The sequence below is a fragment of the Marinobacter sp. genome, from assembly GCF_048269445.1.
Lineage (GTDB): Bacteria > Pseudomonadota > Gammaproteobacteria > Pseudomonadales > Oleiphilaceae > Marinobacter.
In genome coordinates this window covers 237,496-260,069 of the sequence record NZ_JBLXIQ010000004.1, presented here as the reverse complement: position 1 = coordinate 260,069, position 22,574 = coordinate 237,496, and the positions used below count along the sequence as shown (strand labels likewise).

Genomic DNA, 22,574 nt, shown 5'->3' with positions numbered 1-22,574 from the left:
TGCGTCAGCTTTTGAGTGCGCGTAAGTACTGTTTTAGCTCAAACCAGAAAGGGCGGAGGTCTTGCCAGCGGTTAACCTCGTGACGGGTTCGCCAGCCTGGTTTGAAAAACCGCAAGATCTCAACCAGCTTCCTGCCGATACTGTAAGTGTCCGACGAGGATTTCAACACCAGGTAAAGCCGGTCCAGATCGCCAAGCAGCCATCGCACCCGTCGGTGTTGCCATAGCATCTGAGGTACAGTTTGCCCTGTGCTGACCAGATACAACCACCAGGGAAAGTCGACCCCGGAATCAATGGCTAACTGCAATGAGCCCCAGAACCTGGGGTTAACTTCCATCAGGTAAGCTGTGCCATCAGCAGAGACCCGGAATTCCACCATGGCGACTCCATGCCAGGCTACCGAACGAAGCAGTTTTTCTGCGTGGATTCGGAGCTGATCATCCACTGGTGCTGATTCGCAAAGAACGCTCACACCTCCGCCTGGTGGTTTCTCCCGAAGCCTGCGATGGGCGAAAAAGCATACAGGCTCGCCATGGTCAAAAAGCGCAAAAATGCCCTTGCCGGAGCCTTCAACAAACGACTGTATAGTGAACGGAAACTGAAAGAAAAAGTGATTCCTTAGGGCATCTGAGGCTTCCTGAACCGACTGCGCAATGACAACTTGTGTCGAAAGAATGGAATCTGGCTGTAGAATCTTCGACTTGAAGGGCTTTAGCACCACTGGGAAGTGATTGATGGTTTCCAGTGCCTTAAAGCCTTCTTCAACATTTGTGCAGAAAACTGTCTCCGGCACCGGCACGCCTTGCTGCCGTGCGAGCAGGAACAAATTATTTTTGTTGGCAAGTTGCTCCACGGACTCCGTTTCCGGGAAGGGGAGCGAAACGTGCTCAGGCAGCTCGTTACGGTAGGCCAGAATGACGTAAGTGGTGGCTTCCGTGATGGGGAGCAGAAATGAAATGTTCAGTTCTTCAATCTGCTTTAGAAGATTTTCAAAAAACTGTCTGGGCGAGGTAAATGGGTTGGCATAGGTAATGCCTTGACTACAATAACGGGAGAGGCCTGCCATGGAGGGCGATGAATCTTCACCGACAGCGACCCATAATCCTTTTGAACCCAAGGATCGCACCGCTGCGAGTGCCGCCCTCTGATTTCCGTCCAGCACCAGAATTCTGGGTTCCATGGGTCGCAACGTCCTGTGTTTTTACCAAGTGTTCAACTGTTGGCCGATTATCCTGCATAATGAGCGTGAATTCTATCGCAGCCATAGCGAAGAGCAGGAAAAGCCGCAGGTGAGTCCAAGTGACAACTCCACTTGTGGCATGATGGAAGTCCAAAGGGAAGTCAGTGAGCGTTCTGTTCGAACTATAGGGAGATTGTGCGTTGGGCCAGTGGGTGTACGAGCAGTTTGGCTCGAAACAGGGATTTGTCCGGTTTTTCTATCACCGGGCTCTGGCGTTTGCGGGCGCCTATCGGAAGTATTCCCGCGGCGTTGACTCCGTTGCCTCTCGGCGTCTCGTTTTCATCTGTAGTGGAAACATATGCCGCAGTCCGCTGGCGGCGGTATATGCCCGCAGCCTCGGGATGGAAGCGGCCTCCTGTGGCCTCAATTGTGGTGACGACTATCCTGCAGACCCCCGGGCGCAGGAGTTTGCCAGGGAACAAGGTTTAAGTCTCGATCACCATAAAACGATCAATGTCAGGAATTTTGATTTTAAGGATTCGGACCTTATCGTTGTCATGGAACCGTCCCACATAGACCAGTTCGAGAGCAAAGTGGGGAAGAGCTACTCACTGGTTCTTGCTGGCAGCTTCTGCCAAACCCCCATACCGTACATCCATGATCCATTCAATTGTTGTCCCGCATTCTTTACACGGTGCGAATCCAAAGTAATGGAATGTGTGCGGGGGCTTAATGCGTAAAAAGCTCAGGGAAATTGCTGACGAGGATCTCTACTCCCTCAACATCGGTATGGCGTGGCGATATTTCAAAGGCGAGAGCTTTGCCTTCTGGATGATCTGCGCTTACCTGTTCTTTGAGTATGTGCGTCCTCAATCGATCATCCCGGCCATAGATTTTCTTCCCTGGACGCAGTTGACGATCATTGGAGCCTTTCTGGGGTGTTTTGCAGACAGAACAGTAAGATGGGTGTCCTCATCCATAAATATATTGCTGATTTTGTTTCTGGCCGTCATTCTGTTATCCAGTGTATTTGCCTACTTCCCTTCGATATCTTACGCAAAATTGGAAAACTACTACCTGTGGGTAATCATCTACTTTCTTATCATTAACATCGTAAATACCAGGAAACGATTCTTTATATTCTTGTGTGTATTTTTGCTCGCTTCCTTCAAGCTGTCGCTATCCCTTGCTATCACTTGGGCAAAGCGGGGATTTTCCTTTACCGACTGGGGACTTTCCGGGCCTCCCGGTTTCTTCCAGAACTCGGGTGAACTGGCAATTCAGATGCTTGTGTTCTGGCCCATAGCATGGGCCTTTGCCCATTCTCTGAAGCCCTATATAAGCAAAAGATGGTACTGGCTTCTTATGCTGATGCCCATTACCGCTATTATGGTGATTCTCGGTGCCAGTTCCCGTGGGGGACAGCTTGCATTAGTCGTTCAACTCGTTGTGATGAACTACAAAACCGTTTTCAAACCCAAAGTGCTTATATCATGTGCTGTAGCCTTGGTTCTAATATGGACGTTTTTGCCGGAACAGCAGAAGGAACGATTCCAGACAATGGGGGAGGACAAGACATCCCGGCAGCGTATTTTGTATTGGGAAAACGGCCTCGAAATGATACAGGACCATCCTGTTCTCGGAGTAGGCTATTTCAATTTTGTACCCTACTTTCAGAGATATTACCCTGGTGATATTCTCGTCAATCGGGTGGAGCTTCCCCACAATATCATTATTCAAGTGGGTACAGATACGGGTGTTATTGGGTTGGCCATTTTCATTGGGCTGATCATAGTTGCCTTGAGAAAAGCCCAGAGGTTCCGGGCAAAAGGGTGTGAGATTAGCGAAAAACAGATGGGTAGCTGTGCAAACCTTTCTTTAATTGGTTTTATAGTGGCTGGTCAATTTGTTACGGTTACTTATTACCCGTTTTTGTGGATTCATTTAGCTCTATTGGTTTCAATGCAAAATAGTTTCATGGAAAGGTTTGAACAGAAAAAAGGAAAACCATGAAGATTCTTTGGCTATCCCATCTTGTCCCTTATCCACCGAAAGGAGGGGTTCTTCAGCGCTCTTATAATATGGTTAAGGAGATGGGGAAGTATCATGAAATAACGCTGATTGCCTTTAATCAATCCGATTTTTTAAATAACAGCATGCCCGAGGTTGACAATCCCTTAAGTATTGCTAAGCACGAACTTATGAAGTCCGTAAGAGCGTTGCATATTTTAGATATTCCTGAAAATAATATCCCGATGGGTCGCTATTTTGTGGCTTTGAAAGCGTTGTTGAGCGGAAGTTCTTACAACATGCTTTGGCTTAAATCTTCGGAAGCTTTTAAGGTTATTGAGCAGGTTCTTTCCAAGGAAAAATTTGACGCGATTCATCTGGATACTATTAGTTTATGCGTTTATTTTGATTTGTTTGAAAATATTCCCGTAGTTTTGAATCACCATAATTTCGAATCGCACATGTTATTGGCTAGGGCTGAAGGTGAAAAAAATTGGTTGAAATCGTATTACTATAAGCTTGAAGCATCCAGACTAATGATTAGTGAAATTAAGTACTGTAAAGAGTCTAACCTTAATCTTACTTGCTCAGACGAAGATGCACAGAAAATGAATATGAAATTAGGTGATTGTAATTATCTCACAGTCCCTAATGGCGTCGACATAGAATATTTTTATCCTGACAGATCTGTAGCCATTAATGATAAGAGTATAGTCATAGTCGGCGGGTTGTCTTGGTATCCTAATCGGGAGGCTGTGGAATATTTCCTTAGAGAAATATGGCCATTAATCAAGAAGCAGACGCCTGAAATGAGGGTCGATATTATCGGAAGAAATCCCAGTACCGAGATTGTTAAACTTGCGGAAAGGGAAGAACGTGTTTTTATTCATGGGTTTGTAGACGATGTTCGGCCGTTTCTTTGGCAAGCGCAGTTTTACCTGTGCCCAATAAGAATAGGTGGTGGTACTAAGTTGAAAATACTTGATGCGTTAGCGTCGGGGTGTTGCATTATTGCTGACCCATTTTCCTGCGTCGGAATAAATGTGAGCAACAGGCGTGATGTCGTTTTTTCCGAATCTCCAGAAGAATACGTAAATAACATAAAATGGTTGATGAATAATCCGGAACAGCAAGAGAAATTAAGAAGATCGGGGCCCCGCTTGATCAGAGAGCGGTATAGTTATGACCAGATTGGAAAGCTCTACTCCGAGTCATTAGTGAACTTAGTTAAATTTAAGAACGTTTAGGATGATAAAATTGGCTGCGGTAAAATGTCTGGCTTTTGATGTTTAAATCAAAAGCCAGACTCGTCATTTTATTACAATCTAGTTATCAATTGATAAGGTAGGCGGGTTGGGTGCGACATTCGAGATCGCAATGTTTCCGGAATCGAGTAATGGTTCAGTAGATATTGTAATATAGTCGACCAACCATTCGGTGTCCTTGGCATAAGCTGCGTTTGCCCATCCCATGAAGTATCCAGCGTGCCAGCCCTGGGGCCCTTGAGTAGGTATCGGAAGAACGGCATCAGTTTTCTGATGCATAAGCATTCGCTGACTAGGTGATTCATTCTCCCACCTACGCCACAACTCAATGACGCCGTCATTCGATTGACCGTTTGATGAAGCTTTTGCATGGATTGTGATTTCCATCCAGCGGCCACGGTCATCAGGGACGGATATGAAGTCAGCACGACCTTGATGTCCTCCCATTATCGTTGAAGAGCCTTCACTGTAGTGGAATGCTAAACGACTGGATCCGTCACTTGCGCCCCAGAATTCCCAGGCCACGGTGGGACCTTCTCCCTTATAGGAATACCCGTCCATCCAGAGTGCAAAAAACTTGTGGTTGTTAGGCGAGCTTTGGCCATGGCTATAATTGATTGGTACCTTGACCCAATATTGAAACCATATATCCTCATAATCTCCTCCGAGATTAAAACGCTGCTCTGCCATGTGGTCTCCCGCGCCATATCGAAACCTTAAGCTATGTTCTCCATGCTTGGGGTCCCAATCTCGGCCACTCGGGATGGCGACGTCTTTTTCACCATTGTTATAAACTACGCGTTCAGCGGTGACGACAGATGTTCGGTTATTTGGATGCCAGTCAAAACCGTCTCCGTTCGTGGCTGACATGTCTCCCGATTCGAAGGAGTCGACGATCAGCGGTGCGCCATTGGCCATACTTGCCAAGAGCGAGGTTAAGGCCAAAGCGGTGAGATGCTTGAGGTGTGCCATATGGTTCATGCTCCGAACTGATTCAGGCTTCAGAGTATAGCGGATTTGACACAATTTTGCGTTTTTGCAAGGTTGCTATTTGGTTACTGCTTGTGAGCGGCTGAGACATAGTTCACGCTAGGTCCTAATGACTGACTAGCTCGATTTCTCGTGCTGATAAGGGCTCGTTTTGGTTGAATGGTGAGACTTTTGGGGTACTATTTCCTATTGCGGCGAAACGAAAAGGATTTCTGATGACATTGAATGTTGAAAACAAAGACAATGTTTTCCTTTACAGAACGAAGCGACGAGGCCGTCGTTACGCAAAGCTGCTTTATCACTTTCTTACGCCTTCCAGTGAAGCACGGCCAGTGTTCATATTGGGCAGTGGGCGGTCTGGAACGGATATCGTGTCGCATTGCCTTAACAAGGGCTGGGACGTGGAACTGATAAACGAAGACAACCCAAAGGCGTTTGATAACTGGCGGCTGAAAAGCCTTGAGGCTGTAGAGGATGCCGTCGACTCAAGCAAAGCGCGCTTGGTGCTATTCAAGCCCATAGTCGAAACCCTCCGGGCGAATGAGTTTTTGGCAAAGTTCCAGTCTGCAGCTGTAGTCTTTGTTGTGCGCAATCCCCACGATGCGATTAACTCAATGGCCCGGTTCTTTGGTGAGTCTCAGGTTCGTGCTGTAAAGAGCTGGGTCGAAACAGACTTTTCTCGGCAACCGCAAGCCCCCATCGAACTTAGAGAGTTTATCGCAAGTCATTGTCATGCCGACCTTTCCATCGAGGACGCTTCCGGGCTGTATTGGCTTCTTTACAATAGCGCTTATTCCTTCCTTGATCTGCAATCAGATTCCCGGGTCACTATGATCCGGTACGAGAACCTGGTTCAGAAGCCGGAGGAGACAATGCGAGACGTCTGCAATTTCCTAGGTATGAAGTGGTCCCCGTCCATGACCGAAGAAGTTTACGGGGGTTCCGTTGGTAAAAACCGTACGCCGGATCTGTCACCAGCCATCGAGAAGCGATGTCTTGAGGTTTGGCAGTGGTTATCCGGAAAAAAGGTCGAGAATGTTTTGGACAGCCCAACTTTCTAAGCGTTTTTAAGGTCGAAATCATGTCACCGCTAACGATCGGGCACGCCGGCAGGCAGTATCCGGAAGTGCGTAATATCATCGGTTGTGTCGAAGGTGCCAGTTATCACCTTTGCCGTGATTACTACTCCCTGTTACGAAGGTTTGAGCCATTGCTGGGCGAAACCCCTTCGTCTGATCGCTTTTTTGACCAGCAGTTCCAGTTCCGGGATTTTGGCCTTAACCGAGTGGACTGCCTGCACCTGTTCAATGGTATCAACTACTCCCGAACACCTTGGGTGACAACTTACGAGACCTTAATACCTCGCTTCCGGCATGTGCTAAAGAGTCATACTTCTGATAGTGAAGAGGTTCGTTCCTGCCCCAAAACCCTAAGGGCGCTGTCCTTGCTTGCCTCTGAGCCATGCAAGGCGTTAATAGCGCTTTCGGATAGTGCAAGGCAGATCCAGGGCCGGTTTCTGGAGCATTTTCCGGAATTCAAGGAGACCATCGAAGCCAAGACAGTGGTGCTGCATCCTCCCCAGAAACCATTGGTGGATAGATTAGCAGAGTTGGCCTTTCCACATGAGAGTAATGGGAAAGTGACCTTCATGTTGGTGGGGCACCAGTTCTTCAGCAAAGGCGGTAGAGAGGTTTTTGATGCACTTGCCGAGATCAGGCGGAAGAGCGAAGTTGAGGTTCGTTTGTTCATCGTCAGCCGGCTTAAGCCGGACTCCTACGCGTCCGCAACAAGTGATGAAGATGTGGTGCGATGGAAAGCACTGATAGAGGAAAACAAGGGCTGGATCGAGTACCACGAGGTGCTTCCCCATGCCGATGTCCTGGAAAAAATGCGCAACTGTGATGTTGGCTTGTTACCGTCGTACGCTGAAACCTATGGTTACTCGGTGCTGGAATTCCAGGCGTGCGGAAGGCCGGTGATTACGACGGATATCCGGGCGTTTCCGGAAATAAACAGCAATGAACATGGCTGGCTCATTCCCGTGAATAAACGGGAAATTGGTGGGGAAGCCTATTTCCGGAGCGACCAGGACAGGGAAGCGCTTTCCGTCGCCATCAAGAAGGGATTGCTCAATGTCTTTGAGGACATTCTGGCAAACCCGGATCAGATCCGGAGAAAAGGCGCGCGCGCCCTGGATCACATCCTGTCAGACCATGGCCCTGAGCAATTTGGTCAGTCATTAGAGGCTTTGTATCGTAGGGTTTGAATCTCTCTCATGAATTCCGTGCCATTGGAAGTGCACTATGTCGTTTAAACTGGCTGTTGTAGTCAATAAGGATGGAAGCGAGTTAGGGCCATCAGAAACGTTTCTTCATGCTCACATTAATGGCATGCCTTGTTCCGTTATGTCTCTGGTCGGCAATCCTGGATACCGGATGCTGCGCTCCGCGAGTTCTGGCTCCAGTTCCTACCTGGCCTCCCGTTCGCTTGTTCCCCTTGGTTTAAGATGGCTGCAACGCAAAATCACGGGGCGCACGGTAGCCGCTCAGGATAGCCGCGCACTGAAACGCTTCCTGGTAAGCAATGAAATAGACGCTGTTCTGGCGGAATACGGGCCGACAGCTGTATCGGTAATGGAGGCATGCAAAGAGGCTGGAGTACCCCTCATTGCTCAATTCCACGGCTATGACGCCTATCGTGAGTCGCTCCTGGCAGAGTTTGATAGTGAGTATCGGCAGCTTTTTAGGAGTGCCGCTGCCGTTGTAGGCGTATCCATCCACATGTGTGAGCAGTTGGCAAATCTCGGCGCTCCCGCCGACAAGTTGTTCCATAACGCCTGTGGGGCTGAGGTGCCTTTGGAAGCGCCCGAAACATCGGCGAAGGAGCAAGTACCGACTTTCCTGATGGTGGGGCGCCTGGTTGAGAAGAAGGCGCCCTTTGTGTCAATCCTCGCTTTTGCGGAACTCGTGAAAACGGTTCCCGATGCACGGCTTGAGGTGATCGGCGATGGACCTTTGAAATCACCTTGCGTTCAGCTGGCGAAAGCGTTGTCCGTCGATAACCGCATCACGTTTTCTGGCGCCAAGCCCCACGACTACGTGCTGAAAGCCATGGCACGGGTAAGTGGGTTTGTTCAGCATTCAGTGCGGGCGCCGGATGGCGACATGGAAGGAACTCCCGTCGGTGTTCTGGAGGCCATGGGTATGGGGTTGCCGGTTGTCGCCACCCGCCATGGCGGCATCTGCGATATTATCGATGAGGGTGAGACCGGGTTGCTCGTTGATGAATATGACGCAAGCGCCATGGTGGCTGCTCTGGTTCAAGTGGCAACAAAGCCGGATTTCGCCCTACAGATGGGAGAGAAGGCGCGCGCTAGAGTGTTGCAAAACTGGACTTCTGAGAAAAGTGTAGGGCGACTCTGGGACATAATTCAGAAAAGTGTCTGACAAACTCTGCGAAATTCTCGGGTGCAGTTGTCCAGACTGTAATGTGAGTTGGCTTTCTTTTTGGCAGATTGGCCCATTTTTTCCCTACGACTCTCATCGTTGAGTAGGGCGGTAATGTATGAAGCAGCGTTCGCAACGTTATTCTGCTCATATACAAAGCCATTGTCTCCATGATCTATCGCCTGCTTTACGGAAGGGATATCTGGCACCAGTACTGGCAGCCCCGCGCTCATATACTCGACAATAGATAGTGAAAATCCTTCACCCAAAGCAGCATGCATTGCCATATCAGCGGCACTCAAAAAATCCTTGGCATCGGCCCGGAATCCCGGAAGGCGCACCTGCTCCTGAAGATTCAGTTCCTCGACCTGTCGCTGTAACCGGCTCAAGTCAGGGCCATCGCCAATGAGCACGAAAACAAGATTATTATCAGGGTCGGTCTTTTGAAGCTCCGCGGCGGTGTTGATTATGAAATCAAAGCGTTTGTAGGGATGCGCCCGACCGGTCGTTATGCAAACTCGCCGGTTGCTGGGAATATCGAGGCTCTTCAGCAGGAACTCTCGTGAAGTCATAGCGGGTTGAACCGGTGGTATACCATTCTGCACCACGTGGCAGCGTTTTCTGGGTATCCGGCCATTTGAAATACTTCGTTGTCGCATCAGCGGCGAGACGCAGAGTTGGCTATCTGCGCAAATAAGCGGAAGCCTGTGGCGTATGGCTTTTACGAGGCCTTTTATCCCGCCAACTGGGGGGCGGTCACCTGGCGTATGGTCATGTACGACGATATTTTTCAAACCTGCCTGTCGTAATGCCGCATATCTTGGGTCAAACCAGGGGCGATCCGTCAGGTAGATGTGCTGGATATTGTTAGTCTTAATGAATGCCGTGACCCCTGAGGGTAAAGCCCCGGAGTTGGGAACCTCAAGCTCCACTGGTGTGATGCAGCTGTCTTTGATGGTATCGGGTAATGCTGTAATGCTTGGGTAGGCAAGGAATGCTTTTCCTCCTCGTGCTCTGAAATGGTCGGCGAGAAGAACCCAGAAATGCTCCATCAACCACCATGCATAACCCACATCTGATGGATAATTGGAGACCAGCAGTATATTTCCGTTATTGTCCTGCTTCATTGAGGCTTCCATTCAGGTTTCATGCATCCGGGGTTGCAGACAATAGTACCGTTCGGTGATAGCATCGCTACGTCTATTGGCGCTGTAATCATGCCAGAAAGCGCAGTACCCGACCAGACCGTTGCGCTTGTACCAGTGATAAGGAGATTGCCGGGTGAAGATTGGTTATATGTACAAGATGCATGCCTACCCCCCGAAAGGTGGCAACCATGTTCATGCGATGGAACTGGTGCAGGGGTTTCTGAAAGCGGGCCATCAGGTTCGTGTTCTTGATGATCCCACCATGCCTGGTGTGACCAGCTTTTCAGGTAGTTCGACCGGTGATCTTCAAGCGTTTGTCGACGACATTGACGTCCTTTATATAAGAATTGATGCCCGTTATCTTGGGCAGTGGCCAGAAGTTGGTCGCTGCATGGAAATGGCCGGTAGTCGGCCGGTTGTATGGGAGATCAACTCTCCTGCCAACGAAACCCTGGCATTCTCGTGGCTGGGTGGCCGCCAGCTTAACGTACCCGAATCGTGGCTCAAGGGTTTGAAACGCTGGTTTCATGCATCGCGGAAGATGCCAGGGATAAAGAAGGAAGAATCGTTAAGACGGAATCTTGCCAAAAGGGTTGATTCCGCCATCTGTGTCTCTACCGCTCTGAAAGGTTATGCTGTCGAAACACTCGGAATTGCCGACACGACTGTTCTGCCGAATGGCGGCCCGCTTATTTCCGAAGAGGAGATAGCTGAGCGCAGGCAGAAGCGCGTTTCCGATCACTTCACCGTCTTCTATAGCGGTAGCGCGATTTACCCCTGGCAAGGACTGGATTTCCTTTCTGCCGCAATACGCCTGGCCGAAGACCGGGCTCCCGACATCAGGTTTTTGTTGGCGGTCAATCAGTACTCCGACTCCCTTCCAAGTGGAAAAAACGTAGAAGTCGTTCAGGGATTAAACAGAGAGCAGATTCTGGATGCCATCTGTTCCGCTGACGCTTGTGTGGCCCTTCACCCGGAATACTTCTGGTCTCCTTATCGTTTTCACGGATCTCCCATGAAGCTGTTTGAGTACATGGCCTGTGGGACAGCCGTGGTGACATCTGACCGAGGGCAAATGGCCGAATTGATTGAGCATGGCAGTAACGGTCTGCTTTGCAGCGATTCGCCCGACGATATACTGGCTCAGTTGATGACTCTGCGGGACGACCCGGAACTCCGGCGGAGGCTTGGGTTCGCAGGGTGGCAGATGATCCAGAAAGGCCGAAGCTGGTCAGATAACGTTAATACTACTCTTGATGTTTTTACACGTCAGCTTGAAGCGAAGGAGTGATAGAGCCGATGGTACTGGCCAACCTGAGAAGCCGCCTGGTGGGCGTTATGCCAATGCCCAGCGGAAAAGGAAAAGTGATCGTCGCCGGAATGCCCAAGTCCGGCACTACGGCAATCGCCAGCCTGCTGGCCAAAGCCGCCAATGTGGAAGTCTGTAGCGACCCTTTTCATCAGTTGGACTCGAAAGGTGTCAGTTTCAGGGAGGCTCTGTTTTCAGGTGCGCTGCCGTTGGAAAGCCTGTGGCGTCAGCACCGGAGTGTATTTGGTGGAACGGTTCTAAAGGACCCCAACTTTCCGCTTTTTCTGGGGGAGCTCAAACAGCTTTTGCCCGAGGCTCAATTTGTTTTTATCGTACGGGAGCCGAGGGATAATATACGCAGCATTCTCAGCCGACTGAATATTCCGGGCAATCCGGCGGATGGTAACCCGCTTTTAGGCAATGTGACGGGCACTTGGAGCAGAGTACTCAACGGAACTGCGCCCGATATGCCCGGTAGTGATTACCTTGAAAAGATGGCTTGGCGCTGGCGAATATCAGCCGAGCGTTACCTTGAGAATCAGGAAGGAGTTCACCTGATTCGATATGAGGATTTCCGTAAGGATAAGCAGGGCCGGATAGAAAAGCTCGCTGGCAAACTGGGATTTGACTGCTTGAAAGACATTTCTCCCTATGTCGATGTTCAGTTCCAACCCAAAGGGAAGATGCCTTCAAACCTGGAGGGTTTCTTCGGTAAAGAAAATCTGAAGAGAATTGACGAAATTGTGTTGCCAGTGTTGAAGAGATTTGGTTATGAATAAGCCCTCCGGGCCAAAACAGATTGTTATTACCAACATTGTTTCTCTTAACACCGGTGATGCGGCAATTCTGTGGGGCATGTTTCAGATCTTGCGTGCTAGATACGGTGCGGACACCCGCTTCATTGTTTTTGATAAGTCTGCGAAAGCTGCAGGGAAGTACTATCCCTGGGCAAATTTCCGTCAGTCGTTGTTTGGTAATCGCCCTCGGTCAAGACTAGGCAGAAAACTGCAAGCTGAAGGATACGGCCACTGGAATGAGCGATTTCGTTTCATGGCATTGTCTTCAGTGGCGTGGTTATGCAGGCGGAAACTGGGGTTTTTGGGGCGGTTGTTTGTCAGCCGTGAAGATTGCCAATCGGTCGCTGAATATGTAAACGCTGATCTTGTGGTAAGTACCGGCGGAACCTACCTGACCGAAAATTATGGTTTATGGACGAACATCAAAGACTACCAACTGACATTGGCAGCAGGCTCTCCGCTGGTGTTTTTTACTCAGACACTGGGTCCTTTTACACGGCCCAAATACCGAGATGCATTCACGGACATCTTCGAGAAGGCCTCTGCAATCTGCCTGCGTGATGAGCGATCGCGCCAGCATCTTCTGGAGCTTGGCATTCAGGCACAGAAGATTGCCCTCGCAAAAGACGCCGCGTTTGTAATTGGTTCGGAACCACAGGGGCCTCCAGCAGGCACATTGCGAATCGCGGTATCCGTAAGGACTATGCACTTCTTCAGTGACGGTGATCGTTCACTTTCGGAGCAATATAAAGCGTCTGTGGCTGCGATGGTTAATCGCGCGGTAAGGGATTATGGAGCGGAAGTAGTGTTTCTCTCAACCTGTCAGGGCATTCCAGAATACTGGACAGACGACACCAAGCTGGCGGATGAGATTGCTTCTGTTTTGCCAGGCGATGTAGCAAAAAATGTCACCATCGACCGCCGGTTCCGGCAACCGGCGGAGATTGTGAGTGCCTACCAGAGTTTTCATCTGGTCATTGCCACCCGGATGCATGCCGCCATTCTCAGTCTGGTGGCGGGAACACCGGTACTGGGGATCGCATACGAATTCAAGCTGGAGGAACTGTTCCACCAATTGGGAATGGATGAAGCACGGCTATCCACCAAAGAAATGAATACCGGGAATTCTGAAGCGACGCTCAGCTATATGTTGGACAACCTTGAGCTCTGGCGCGAAAAAGTGCAGGCGGTACAGGCCGACTGCAGGCGTCAAGCGGCATCGGTAATGGATAAGCTGCCTGATGTCTGATTTCAGGGGTAGAGTTCTTAAGGCCCTCAGTTGGACAGCCGGTGGAAAGGTAATTAGTCAGGTCATCTCAATGGGGTTCGGGATTGCGCTTGCCCGAATGCTTACCCCCGATGACTTCGGCCTGATTGCCATGATGATGGTTTTCACTGGATTCGCCGGCCTTTTGATGGACGTAGGGCTTGGGTCAGCTCTTGTTCAGAAAAAGGATGTAGAAGAGATACATTATAATACCGTTTTCTGGACAAACCTTGGACTTGGCGCGGGCTTATGTGCGCTCGTGTTTACTCTCTCCCCTTCAATAGCGCAATTTTACGGTAGGCCGGAACTGACTGAGGTAGGGCACGTTCTTTCCTTCCAGTTTGTTCTAGGGGCCCTCGCGCTGGTGCCTAGGCAGCGACTGGTGAAGGATTTGTCCTTTCAGGTTACCGCTGTAGCGGATCTGCTGGGTATGGTTGTTGGCGGTGTGGCGGCGATCTTTTTGGTCATGGAAGGCTATGGCTATTGGGGGCTTGCCTGGCAACCGGTAATACTTCGATTTGTGGCGACTTGTTACATCTGGGGAGTCGCCCGCTGGATGCCTGCCATATCTTTCAGTAGCGCCGCACTTAAAGAGCTGTTTGGGTTCAGTTTTTATGTGTTTGCCACAAGGTTGCTTAGATTTGCCACGATGAAAGCAGACAAACTGCTGGCCGGTAAATACATAGGCGGTGAAGCGGCAGGGCTACTGGACAAGGCTCAGTCCATGATGCTTTTCCCTCTTCAGAATGTCTCCAACACGGTCGGCAGTGTCATGTTCCCGGCGCTGAGTTTGATTCAGTCTGACAAAAAGAGAGTCCGCAAAGTTTATATGCGGAGCACACAGGCTATTGCTCTGCTCACCTTTCCAATGATGGCTGGCATCTTCGCCGTTGCGGAGAATTTTGTCCTGGGGGTTCTGGGAGAGCAGTGGTCCGAAATGATACCCCTTTTGCAGATTCTCTGTTTGGCTGGAGTTGCACGTTCCATCGTGACTGTTACCGGTTCGATATACCTTGCGCTCGGGCGTGCGAAGCTCCAGTTCAACGTTAACCTGCTGACAAGGCCTATTGCTCTCGCCGGTGTTGTTTGTGGGCTCCCTTGGGGCGTTGAGGGAATCGTGATCGGCATGACAACAGTAACCTGGATCAACAGTATGATCACGCTATCCATCGCGGGCCGGCTCATTGATTTAAGCCTGTTTGAGCTGATGGCTTCTTTTTCCCGCACTGCACTGGCTGCAATTTTTATGGCTGGCGGGATCATCCTGCTTGAGCAACTACTGCATGGTACTGGACCTTTGGTCTCTTTTCTGGTTCAGGTACTGGCCGGTATGGTTATTTATGGCTTTCTTGCGTTCGCATTAAAAATCAAGGCGTTGACGGATATTCTTGGGATATTGGCCAATCAGTTTTCAAAGCCATGACGCCACGGCTTTATCCTAGTTCCCGCTTTTCGTATTCCTCTATTATGTACTCTCGCTCTTCTGCATCCAGAAGGCTTAAGCCTTTACTGTGAAGCAGTGAAATGACTCTGTCAGGTATCTCGATCTGCTCCCATCTTCTGAGCGGGTTATTTTGTGGCACTCCCAACTCTATATTTGAAAAGGAAGAACCACCACCAAAATTGGTTGACGGCAGCGTTTTACTATCATGGGAGAGTGCCAAATCCTCTAAGAAACCTTTTCTATACTCAGGTTCTGAAAGCCATCTCTCATAGACCCACTTTATCCAGTCATCTTTTGGTTCTTCGTATGCCCACTCAGAATATAATAGTAAGTTAGTGTCGATTGACATATCTCCGCGGTCTAGGCCAATTTTGGCTTGATCGTTCAGTCTTTTTAAGCGGGATGATATTACATTCAGAAGACTGCGTGACACTTTAATCTTTGTTGCATATTCAGGTATGAGTGGATCGACCTTTTTTGGGATGTAATCTTCCAAGGTTATTATTACGTATTTTGATTTTTTTATTATGTCTTTACTTCCCCGAATGGTATCGATGAAGTGAAATACTGAGAAGAAGTTGACTTCATTCAGGTGAACCGTTTCACCAGACTCTGATACCCACGCGTTTCTTTTTGGTTTCATGTTTACATTATTTCTATTTTCTAATGCATCAATCAACCAAGAAATTAGAGCGTGGTTTCCGCTCCTTCTGATACCGCACACAACATAAACGCTCGAATTCCTCAGTGAAAAATTTACATACAGTTTGGCCAGATACAGCATTAACAATTGGAGCTTATACATATCATCCTCTGTTAGCTTCGAAATCCAGGGAGGTATAGGGGGTCGTATCTAAGCTAAGGTTTCAAATTTTGTTCTTGATTTTTAATGAATATTATTTTCTGAGTCTTTGTTACTTGGTTTGTGCATATCGATTGATTTTAATCGTTTATAAAGGTCGATATATTGGGCACTATTTTTTGCCAACCCGAAAGTGCGATTTACATGTAATAGCCCATATTTCGTTTTTTCCTTCGCGCCACTGCTGAGTTGAAATACGTCGGCGATAGCTGATGCGTAGCCATGCTCTGAATGCTCACTAACAAGCCAGCCACTCTTTCCTTCCTCCAGTACCTCTGGAATCCCGCCAGCGCTGTGGGCAACAACAGGAACCTCAAGCGCCAGTGCTTCTAGTAAGGTCATTGGCAGCCCTTCATGATCCGAGGTCATGAGTAGCATGTCGAGCTTTCGTAATTCATCAATTGCTGGATCCACAAATCCTTTGAATTCAATCCTGTCGCTGATATTAAGGTCTCCCACTAGCTGTTTCAGTTCGGCTTCAAGCGGGCCAGATCCAACGATGATACCAATGCAGGAAAACCCTTGTTGATTTAATAACGCAATTGTTCGGATAAAAAGGTCTACCCGTTTTACGGGCACCAAGCGGCCAACAATACCTAATTTTGGTTCCAGGCCAGCTTCATGTTGGACCGCTGGCCAATGCATACGTATGTCTTCAACATCAACAAAGTTAAAGATCTTGTGCACTTTCTGGGGGAAGAGCGTCTTTAACCTCTCTTCGAGTTGCGTTGATACCGCTATAATTATTTGTTGCCGAAATCGGCCAAGCCATATATCCACACGGCTTGTCAGCCATTTGTGTGGTTTCCTGAAAGAGAATCCTTGCTCTGGGTTGCCATGAACCGTTCTGACTGAGTAACGCACTCGGGCAAGCTCTTTTCCCATTATTCCGAGCACGTTTTCCTTGAATCCATGGGTGTGGACGATATCGGTGCCGTGCGCTTTGCAGTGAGCGGCGATGGTTTTGGCGATGGCAAACGCGCCGGTGTTTGTCTCGTTGGCAAGGGTTACTGGGAGCCCAAGCTCCAACAGTTTGTCATGCAAAATGCCCGGATTAAAAATAACGGCGGATACGGTAACTTCCTTGCTGGCAATGAGTGCCTGGCACAGGTTGTATACCTGTGCTTCGGCACCAGCCCAGAGGTCTCCGGAAATGATGTGCGTTACGGTGATAGGGGCGTTGATCGGTTTTACCCTCATGCCAGGCTGCGCCCAATGGTTGCCAGTAAGGCGCGCGGGGTTGAACTGTTCCCGTCATGGAGGGTCAACCGATGGAGGTCGAAATCGTTTTGGCTGGCTCTGTTCCAGCCGGTTTTGGTTGTGCAGGCCGCCTGATAGTAGGTTGCTACGAGCTGTTCACCCCCGTCGGTAATGTCTCCATTGGGGTAACAGAAGATCGGCACGCTGTTGATTTTCAATGCCTCAAGGTCTGAAAGACAACCAGTGATTTGCTCATCCAGCGCCTGCTTGCTGTTAAGGCGATTAAGTCGAAAATGGTTCCTGGTATGAGCGCCATATTTGATCAGGTTGTGCCCGGACATTTCTCTCAGTTCCCTTGTCTGAAGTATCGCAGGGGCGTGCTCGGTCGAGGCCGTTGTTCCTCTGAGCGACGAAGTGGCTTCGTTCAGGTGTTGGATAATAGTGGCATCATCCAGATCCTTGAGACGATTGATGACTTCATCGGCTTCCAGGAGTGTGAGCGGAGTGGGCTTGTTTCTGAATTCACCCAGGTAGGGCTGAAGCCACTTGAGAGTTGGGTCCTTCAGACTGATACCCGGAGTGCGTAGCAGTTCAATGATCTGCTCAGGCCAGAAGGTGTCAGTTGTATCTACCATGCGGGTTACGAGGAAGATAGTTGCAGGTACCTGTTCCTGATGGAGTACCGGATACCCATGCAGGTAGTTATCCCTCCAGCCGTCATCAAAGGTGAAGGCTACGGACAGCGCTGGCAGGGACTCGCCTGCTTCTTTTTTCCGGAGCCATTCGTCTAGGTGGATAGGGACTGCGCCCAGTGACCGAATTAGCTTTATGTGCCTTTGCAGGTTCCCGGGTGAAACGATCATACCCGGCTGTTCCCGTTCCCGTTCGCTGGCATTTTCCGGGAGCACCCGATGATAGGTAAGGATGATCAGGGTAGGGGTGCGATTAAGCTTGAGGCGCAGCCACCCGTACACAGCAAAAACACTGAGTGCCCCGAATTTTATAATTGATCGGATGGTTGCCACGCCCGTCGCCTCCGTCGGCCTAGCCAGTAGTTTTGGCGTAATCGTCCATGTATAGTCTGTGAGCAGCCAGAGTTTGCCATTCACTGCCCCAAAAGTCATCCTGAAGTGAAGCACAAGGAAGGATACGTACGTGCACAGGAATTTATCCAAGCTGTTATTCTATTATCCCGCTACGATGCTAAAAGGAGAGCCAATTGCTTTTCTTTTAAATGATTATCGGCGTAATCAATGGATGCCGCGGGATGAGTTGGCCGAACTTCAGTTTTCCCGATGTAAAGCGATATTAACGTACGCGTATAAAAACTCTAATTTTTATCGCAAGCTTTATGATAACGCCGGCATTCAGCCGGACGCTATAAAAAGCCTAGCCGATTTTAAGAATGTTCCAACCATCTCGAAGCCTGATCTGATAAACAACCTGGCCGAAATGTCCGTCGACCATGGTCGCTTTTCCTGGTCAACCAAAACAACCGGAGGGTCCACAGGACAACCTGTTAAGCTCTATAAAAATCCTATGGCACTTGCCCGCGAGAGGTGTGCTACGGCCCGCGGGTATGAATGGGCCGGGCTAAAAATAGGGGATCCCCAACTGAGATTCTGGGGTGTGCCGCATTCTGCTGCCGGTAAAGCAAAGGCTTTTATCACCGACCTGATTGCTAACCGGAAGCGAGTTTCCGCCTTTGATCTCACGCCTGATTCATTAAATCGCTACTATCAGGAAGCTCTGATATTTAAGCCCGGATTTATCTATGGCTATGTTAGTGTTATTGAGATTTTTGCCCGCCACATCCTAGAAAACAAACTGTCGAAAATTCCGTCAGTTAAATCTGTCATTACAACATCTGAAATTCTCACGGATAAATCCAGGCAGGTAATCTCAGAGGCTTTTGGAGTTTCCGTCTTCAACGAATATGGCTGTGGCGAAGTTGGCTCCGTTGCGCACGAATGTGATCTGGGTGGAATGCATGTGATGTCCGATAATGTCTTTCTTGAGGTTGAAGAGGATGGCTCCGGAAGCGGTGAGATTATTGTTACGGACTTCTATAATCTCGCTACACCTATGATTCGATATCGGCTGGGTGACTATGCCACACTCTCTCGTAAGCAATGCGATTGTGGCAGAGGGTTTCCAATCCTAGAATCTATTCACGGGCGCGCTTATGATGTCCTTCAGATGCCCTCAGGAGGTCGCGTACACCCTGAGGCAATTATTTATGTATTCGAGGGTATTCAGTCAAGAACCAATGCCTTTGAGCAGTTCCAAGTAGTGCAAAAAACTCAAGACCAGATCTTGGTTCGGATTATTCCTAATAAAAACTGGTCCAACGATATATATGACATGCTGATAAGAGACTTGAAAAGAGACATATCGAGTGACATTAATTTCTCCATTGATGTTGTGGATGAAATACATAGAGAAAAATCTGGAAAGCTTCGGCTTGTTAAATCTGAGCTCTAGAGTTTTTTTAAATGACTTGGTCGCAATTGAATAAGGATGTTGGATGATGTTAAAGGCGATTTTCTGGATTGCCGTGTTTGGCACCCTCTTCAGCTATTTTATATACCCGCTGTTGCTTCAGTTTCTACCGCATCGATACGGCGCCAAGCGACCACATCGTCGCCTCCAGTCTGATCCGAAAGTTTCTCTGATCGTCACGGCGCATAATGAGGCCGGTCGCATTCGAGAGAAACTTGAAAACTGCCTGGCGCTGGATTATCCCGAGCTAGAGATCATTGTCGCTTCTGATGCCTCTACTGATGATACGGATAGTATCGTACTGGAGTACGGGGCGCGGGGTGTAAAGCTTGCCCGCGCAGAGGAACGAAAAGGCAAGGAGCACGCCCAGTTGCAGGCCATCAAACGGGCTACTGGCGATATTCTGATATTTTCGGATGTGGCTACATTTATTCCCGAAGATGCATTGGGCAGAATGGTGCGGTATTTCGATGATCCCTCCGTTGGGGCTGTATCCAGTGAGGACCGGTTCGTTAGCCGAGATGGCAGCATAGTGGGTGAGGGTGCTTATGTCCGTTATGAGATGTGGCTCAGGGGGCTGGAATCTGACAGGGCCGGTCTGGTTGGCCTCAGCGGTTCGTTTTTTGCCGCGAGGCGCTCAGTATGTGATGAATGGGATATCTATTCTCCTAGTGATTTCAATACTGCGCTAAATTGTGCCCGCCACCGCCTGGTGGCCGTAACCGCACCTGATGTGTTGGGCCACTATCAGGACGTGGCAGATGCTTCCAAAGAGTATCAACGGAAGATCCGAACCATTATCCGGGGGCTCACAGCCCTTAGCCGCCACCTGGAGGTTCTCAACCCGTTCCGGTTTGGCTGGTTTTCCTTTCAGGTGTTTGGCCACAAGCTGATGCGCTGGGCGGTTCCCTGGTTTCAGGTTTTGCTGTTTATCACCTCGATATTGCTAGCGGGCCACGGTGTTATCTACACCCTCGCCTTACTGGTTCAGATCCTGTTCTATGGTGTCGTGATGGCCGGGCATCTAAAGCCAGGGCTCCGCGATCGTACGGTCTTCAAGATTCCCTATTTTTTCGTTCAGGTGAACCTGGCTATTGCCCGAGCGACCATCGACTTTCTCAAGGGCCGGCGAATGACTGTCTGGACTCCCTCTAAACGATGACGGGTATGCTGAGGCCTGTTGGAAGCCGTGCTCCGGTTCCGCATTCCGGTACTCACCTGGGGTTGCCGTGGGCCGAAAATTACCATACCTGGTATATGGGCTCCGGCACCCAGGCTTTGTCTGCTGCTGTTCGCTTGGCGATCAGTTGGTCCAGCCTGGAGGGGGCTGTGCCGGAGGTTATCTTGCCCGCTTATGGATGCCCGGACCTAGTGGCTGCAGTGGTGGCCCAGGGCGCCAGGCCGGTGTTGGTCGATTTACTGCCAGACTGTCCTTTCATGGATACTGAAAAACTTTCCCAAGCCCTCTCTGATGCGACGGTTGCCGTTATCGGTGCCGGCTTTCTGGGCATGCCTGAGCAACTGCCGATGCTTGCGGATTTGTGCCGCGAGCGTGGTGTCTGGCTTATTGAGGATTCCGCTCAGTGTTTTCCGCCGGATTGCGCCCGCGAACCAATCGCGGATTGTGCAGTGCTTAGTTTTGGTCGTGGCAAACCGATTAATCTGATGGGTGGTGGGGCGTTGTTGGTTCGTGATGACCATAACCCAGCCGCGGCGAATGTACTCTGCGGCCTGCCTGAGGAGCAATTAAAGATTGATTGGAAATGGAAAGTCAGACGACGCCTTTTCAATTTTCTCCTGGGGCGATTCGGCTATGGCCTGTTGCGACGGATTCCGTTCCTCGGGTTGGGGACTACGGTATACAAACCCCTGACCAGCCTATACCGCGTGCGGCTGCCGGCGGGGCTACTAGAAGCAGGTATTCTTGAAGCCAGGGTCAGGCCCGCTATCGCATCCAAGTACGGTCAGAAGCTTGAATTTCTTCGCCAGCTTGGCTGGAGCCTGTTTATGGACAGCAAGGTTTCCGGCGCAAATGGTGAAGGGCAAGTCATCCTGCGGTATGGGTTTTTGGCGCCAAACCGTAAAACGAGGGATAGGGCCATTAAAGCACTGAACCGCAATGGGATTGGTGCGAACGCATTCTACGGGCAGGCGTTGCCTGATATCGAGGGTGTGTCTGGCCTTCTGCATGGCTCAGCTCGTAATTTCCCCAATGCTGCGTCCTTTGCGGAGCGGCTGATCACCTTGCCAAGCCATGAGGATGTTACCGATCAGGATGTGTCTGTAATCGTGACAATGCTTTCCGCCGCCACAGCCCGGGACTGATTCTTCGTAACGGCATCTGCGCCCGATATTGTCAGGTTTCCTTACAGGTTGAATACGGATGTCTCCCTAACGTCCTAATTTTCAGGGCGTGGCGCAAAACTTGCCTTACCAAGCCTGAGGTTATGTCACCGTTAAGGATTATCACAGCAGGGAGATGGATTGATGGGCTTTACATGCACAAAATTTAAAATGGCATTGGTAGGGGTTGCCGCAAGTATCTTATTGGCCCTGTCGTCAATCTTGATTCCATCTGTCGCGGGGGCATCAATAATAACGATTGACCCGGGCAAGTATTCTGATGGCGATGATCTGTCGAGGATTTCGCCGTATGTAGCCCTGAATTTTCTGGCTGGCTCCTACGGCTACGAAGCCGCGACGGTCCAGACATCGTCCTTCAGTGGTGGCCAGGTGTTTGGGACCTTTGAGCTTGGGTGGACGGAATGCGTTGATCGGTATGAATGCGCGATGGGCTTTGGAATGGCTTTCCGGGAATCCCCCCATTGGGTTTCCCTGTCGATAAGGTTCACAAACCTGGTCCTCAACGATCTCAGCTCTATCGGCTGGTTTGCCTTTGACGCGTCGGGTGACTTGCTGACCACGGGTTTTATTAACCCATATGGCGGTCAGCCTGGGCAGTATTACGCTCTGAATATTGCCGTTCCGAAGATGCACTCCCTCGTTTTCGGGGGCGGGGATTATCCCAGCGCCGGGGAATTCGGAAGATTCTCCTTTGCGGTGGGAGTGCCAGAGCCATCAACCCTGGTGCTTTCTGGTTTGGGTTTGGCGGGAATGGTCCTGTTGAGGCGTCGAAGGAGGTGAGTCAGTAGGG

Annotated in this window: 20 protein-coding genes; 14 read left to right on the top strand and 6 right to left on the bottom strand. The window is 49.8% G+C overall.

The genetic code is table 11. From position 1 onward, the window contains the following. Positions 1–4: 4 nt before the first annotated feature. Positions 5–1,180 carry an ATP-grasp domain-containing protein gene (locus ACN0XM_RS10215; RefSeq protein WP_417566833.1) on the bottom strand — a complete coding sequence of 392 codons (1,176 nt, stop codon included), beginning with the start codon at positions 1,178–1,180 and terminating at the stop codon, positions 5–7. A 212-nt stretch (positions 1,181–1,392) separates the two neighbouring features. Here ACN0XM_RS10215 and ACN0XM_RS10210 point away from each other — a divergent pair, with 212 nt between their 5' ends. From ACN0XM_RS10210 to ACN0XM_RS10200, 3 genes are read left to right on the top strand one after another with little or no spacing between them, the layout of a single operon-like run. Next, entirely contained in the window at positions 1,393–1,920 is a 528-nt protein-coding gene (locus ACN0XM_RS10210) for a low molecular weight phosphatase family protein (protein WP_417567082.1), read from the top strand. Continuing rightward, positions 1,913–3,193 carry an O-antigen ligase family protein gene (locus ACN0XM_RS10205; protein ID WP_417566832.1) on the top strand — a complete coding sequence of 427 codons (1,281 nt, stop codon included), beginning with the start codon at positions 1,913–1,915 and terminating at the stop codon, positions 3,191–3,193. Before ACN0XM_RS10210 ends, ACN0XM_RS10205 begins: the two co-directional genes overlap by 8 nt. Beyond that, entirely contained in the window at positions 3,190–4,437 is a 1,248-nt protein-coding gene (locus ACN0XM_RS10200) for a glycosyltransferase family 4 protein (RefSeq protein WP_417566831.1), read from the top strand. The genes ACN0XM_RS10205 and ACN0XM_RS10200 overlap by 4 nt, the downstream gene beginning before the upstream one ends. A gap of 78 nt (positions 4,438–4,515) precedes the next feature. On the opposite strand, the gene ACN0XM_RS10195 is transcribed toward ACN0XM_RS10200, so the two are convergent. Next, positions 4,516–5,427, bottom strand: a complete 912-nt coding sequence (locus ACN0XM_RS10195) for a hypothetical protein (RefSeq protein ID WP_417566830.1) — start codon at positions 5,425–5,427, stop codon at positions 4,516–4,518. Positions 5,428–5,660: 233 nt separating this feature from the next. Here ACN0XM_RS10195 and ACN0XM_RS10190 point away from each other — a divergent pair, with 233 nt between their 5' ends. Genes ACN0XM_RS10190 through ACN0XM_RS10180 form a run of 3 tightly spaced genes read left to right on the top strand, consistent with a single transcriptional unit; the run spans position 5,661 to position 8,891 of the window. Further along, positions 5,661–6,506: a sulfotransferase family protein gene (locus ACN0XM_RS10190; RefSeq protein ID WP_417566829.1), complete on the top strand. Its 846-nt coding sequence runs from the start codon at positions 5,661–5,663 to the stop codon at positions 6,504–6,506. A gap of 20 nt (positions 6,507–6,526) precedes the next feature. Next, complete coding sequence (locus tag ACN0XM_RS10185) at positions 6,527–7,711, top strand: glycosyltransferase family 4 protein (protein ID WP_417566828.1); 1,185 nt, start codon at positions 6,527–6,529, stop codon at positions 7,709–7,711. A 37-nt stretch (positions 7,712–7,748) separates the two neighbouring features. Beyond that, positions 7,749–8,891: a glycosyltransferase gene (locus tag ACN0XM_RS10180; protein ID WP_417566827.1), complete on the top strand. Its 1,143-nt coding sequence runs from the start codon at positions 7,749–7,751 to the stop codon at positions 8,889–8,891. Here the strand turns inward: ACN0XM_RS10180 and ACN0XM_RS10175 are convergent. Continuing rightward, positions 8,876–10,018 carry a glycosyltransferase family 4 protein gene (locus tag ACN0XM_RS10175; protein WP_417566826.1) on the bottom strand — a complete coding sequence of 381 codons (1,143 nt, stop codon included), beginning with the start codon at positions 10,016–10,018 and terminating at the stop codon, positions 8,876–8,878. The two genes, ACN0XM_RS10180 and ACN0XM_RS10175, sit on opposite strands and share 16 nt — an antisense overlap. 154 nt (positions 10,019–10,172) lie before the next feature. Between ACN0XM_RS10175 and ACN0XM_RS10170 the strand changes: the two genes are divergently transcribed. From ACN0XM_RS10170 to ACN0XM_RS10155, 4 genes are read left to right on the top strand one after another with little or no spacing between them, the layout of a single operon-like run. After that, entirely contained in the window at positions 10,173–11,330 is a 1,158-nt protein-coding gene (locus ACN0XM_RS10170; RefSeq protein WP_417566825.1) for a glycosyltransferase family 4 protein, read from the top strand. A gap of 8 nt (positions 11,331–11,338) precedes the next feature. Further along, a complete protein-coding gene (locus ACN0XM_RS10165; protein ID WP_417566824.1) occupies positions 11,339–12,127 on the top strand; it encodes a sulfotransferase family protein in 789 nt (262 codons plus the stop codon). Then, the gene (locus ACN0XM_RS10160; protein ID WP_417566823.1) at positions 12,120–13,394 is read left to right on the top strand and encodes a polysaccharide pyruvyl transferase family protein; all 1,275 of its coding nucleotides are present in this window, start codon (positions 12,120–12,122) and stop codon (positions 13,392–13,394) included. The genes ACN0XM_RS10165 and ACN0XM_RS10160 overlap by 8 nt, the downstream gene beginning before the upstream one ends. Continuing rightward, positions 13,387–14,835: a lipopolysaccharide biosynthesis protein gene (locus ACN0XM_RS10155; RefSeq protein WP_417566822.1), complete on the top strand. Its 1,449-nt coding sequence runs from the start codon at positions 13,387–13,389 to the stop codon at positions 14,833–14,835. Before ACN0XM_RS10160 ends, ACN0XM_RS10155 begins: the two co-directional genes overlap by 8 nt. 10 nt (positions 14,836–14,845) lie before the next feature. On the opposite strand, the gene ACN0XM_RS10150 is transcribed toward ACN0XM_RS10155, so the two are convergent. The 3 genes from ACN0XM_RS10150 to ACN0XM_RS10140 form a co-directional block, all read right to left on the bottom strand. Then, positions 14,846–15,661: a hypothetical protein gene (locus ACN0XM_RS10150; protein ID WP_417566821.1), complete on the bottom strand. Its 816-nt coding sequence runs from the start codon at positions 15,659–15,661 to the stop codon at positions 14,846–14,848. An 81-nt stretch (positions 15,662–15,742) separates the two neighbouring features. Beyond that, positions 15,743–16,918, bottom strand: a complete 1,176-nt coding sequence (locus ACN0XM_RS10145) for a glycosyltransferase (protein ID WP_417566820.1) — start codon at positions 16,916–16,918, stop codon at positions 15,743–15,745. Then, entirely contained in the window at positions 16,915–17,943 is a 1,029-nt protein-coding gene (locus tag ACN0XM_RS10140) for a polysaccharide deacetylase family protein (RefSeq protein WP_417566819.1), read from the bottom strand. Before ACN0XM_RS10140 ends, ACN0XM_RS10145 begins: the two co-directional genes overlap by 4 nt. 130 nt (positions 17,944–18,073) lie before the next feature. On the opposite strand from ACN0XM_RS10140, the gene ACN0XM_RS10135 reads away from it, so the two are divergent. From ACN0XM_RS10135 to ACN0XM_RS10120, 4 genes are all read left to right on the top strand, one after another. After that, the gene (locus ACN0XM_RS10135; protein ID WP_417566818.1) at positions 18,074–19,402 is read left to right on the top strand and encodes a phenylacetate--CoA ligase family protein; all 1,329 of its coding nucleotides are present in this window, start codon (positions 18,074–18,076) and stop codon (positions 19,400–19,402) included. Between the two features lie 43 nt (positions 19,403–19,445). Continuing rightward, a complete protein-coding gene (locus tag ACN0XM_RS10130; protein WP_417566817.1) occupies positions 19,446–20,582 on the top strand; it encodes a glycosyltransferase family 2 protein in 1,137 nt (378 codons plus the stop codon). A gap of 5 nt (positions 20,583–20,587) precedes the next feature. Further along, positions 20,588–21,745 (top strand): DegT/DnrJ/EryC1/StrS family aminotransferase, encoded by a 1,158-nt coding sequence (locus ACN0XM_RS10125; RefSeq protein WP_417566816.1) that lies wholly within the window; start codon positions 20,588–20,590, stop codon positions 21,743–21,745. Positions 21,746–21,907: 162 nt separating this feature from the next. After that, positions 21,908–22,564, top strand: a complete 657-nt coding sequence (locus ACN0XM_RS10120; protein ID WP_417566815.1) for a PEP-CTERM sorting domain-containing protein — start codon at positions 21,908–21,910, stop codon at positions 22,562–22,564. Positions 22,565–22,574: the final 10 nt, after the last annotated feature.

What these genes read in the sequence shown, in the direction of transcription:
- ACN0XM_RS10125 (WP_417566816.1), top strand. Translation starts at nt 20,588, where the DNA reads ATGCTGAGGCCTGTTGGAAGCCGTGCTCCGGTTCCGCATTCCGGTACT.
- ACN0XM_RS10165 (WP_417566824.1), top strand. Translation starts at nt 11,339, where the DNA reads ATGGTACTGGCCAACCTGAGAAGCCGCCTGGTGGGCGTTATGCCAATG.
- ACN0XM_RS10145 (WP_417566820.1), bottom strand. Translation starts at nt 16,918, where the DNA reads ATGAGGGTAAAACCGATCAACGCCCCTATCACCGTAACGCACATCATT.
- ACN0XM_RS10160 (WP_417566823.1), top strand. Translation starts at nt 12,120, where the DNA reads ATGAATAAGCCCTCCGGGCCAAAACAGATTGTTATTACCAACATTGTT.
- ACN0XM_RS10175 (WP_417566826.1), bottom strand. Translation starts at nt 10,018, where the DNA reads ATGAAGCAGGACAATAACGGAAATATACTGCTGGTCTCCAATTATCCA.
- ACN0XM_RS10195 (WP_417566830.1), bottom strand. Translation starts at nt 5,427, where the DNA reads ATGGCACACCTCAAGCATCTCACCGCTTTGGCCTTAACCTCGCTCTTG.
- ACN0XM_RS10180 (WP_417566827.1), top strand. Translation starts at nt 7,749, where the DNA reads ATGTCGTTTAAACTGGCTGTTGTAGTCAATAAGGATGGAAGCGAGTTA.
- ACN0XM_RS10200 (WP_417566831.1), top strand. Translation starts at nt 3,190, where the DNA reads ATGAAGATTCTTTGGCTATCCCATCTTGTCCCTTATCCACCGAAAGGA.
- ACN0XM_RS10130 (WP_417566817.1), top strand. Translation starts at nt 19,446, where the DNA reads ATGATGTTAAAGGCGATTTTCTGGATTGCCGTGTTTGGCACCCTCTTC.
- ACN0XM_RS10120 (WP_417566815.1), top strand. Translation starts at nt 21,908, where the DNA reads ATGGGCTTTACATGCACAAAATTTAAAATGGCATTGGTAGGGGTTGCC.
- ACN0XM_RS10190 (WP_417566829.1), top strand. Translation starts at nt 5,661, where the DNA reads ATGACATTGAATGTTGAAAACAAAGACAATGTTTTCCTTTACAGAACG.
- ACN0XM_RS10205 (WP_417566832.1), top strand. Translation starts at nt 1,913, where the DNA reads ATGCGTAAAAAGCTCAGGGAAATTGCTGACGAGGATCTCTACTCCCTC.
- ACN0XM_RS10185 (WP_417566828.1), top strand. Translation starts at nt 6,527, where the DNA reads ATGTCACCGCTAACGATCGGGCACGCCGGCAGGCAGTATCCGGAAGTG.
- ACN0XM_RS10150 (WP_417566821.1), bottom strand. Translation starts at nt 15,661, where the DNA reads ATGTATAAGCTCCAATTGTTAATGCTGTATCTGGCCAAACTGTATGTA.
- ACN0XM_RS10155 (WP_417566822.1), top strand. Translation starts at nt 13,387, where the DNA reads ATGTCTGATTTCAGGGGTAGAGTTCTTAAGGCCCTCAGTTGGACAGCC.
- ACN0XM_RS10215 (WP_417566833.1), bottom strand. Translation starts at nt 1,180, where the DNA reads ATGGAACCCAGAATTCTGGTGCTGGACGGAAATCAGAGGGCGGCACTC.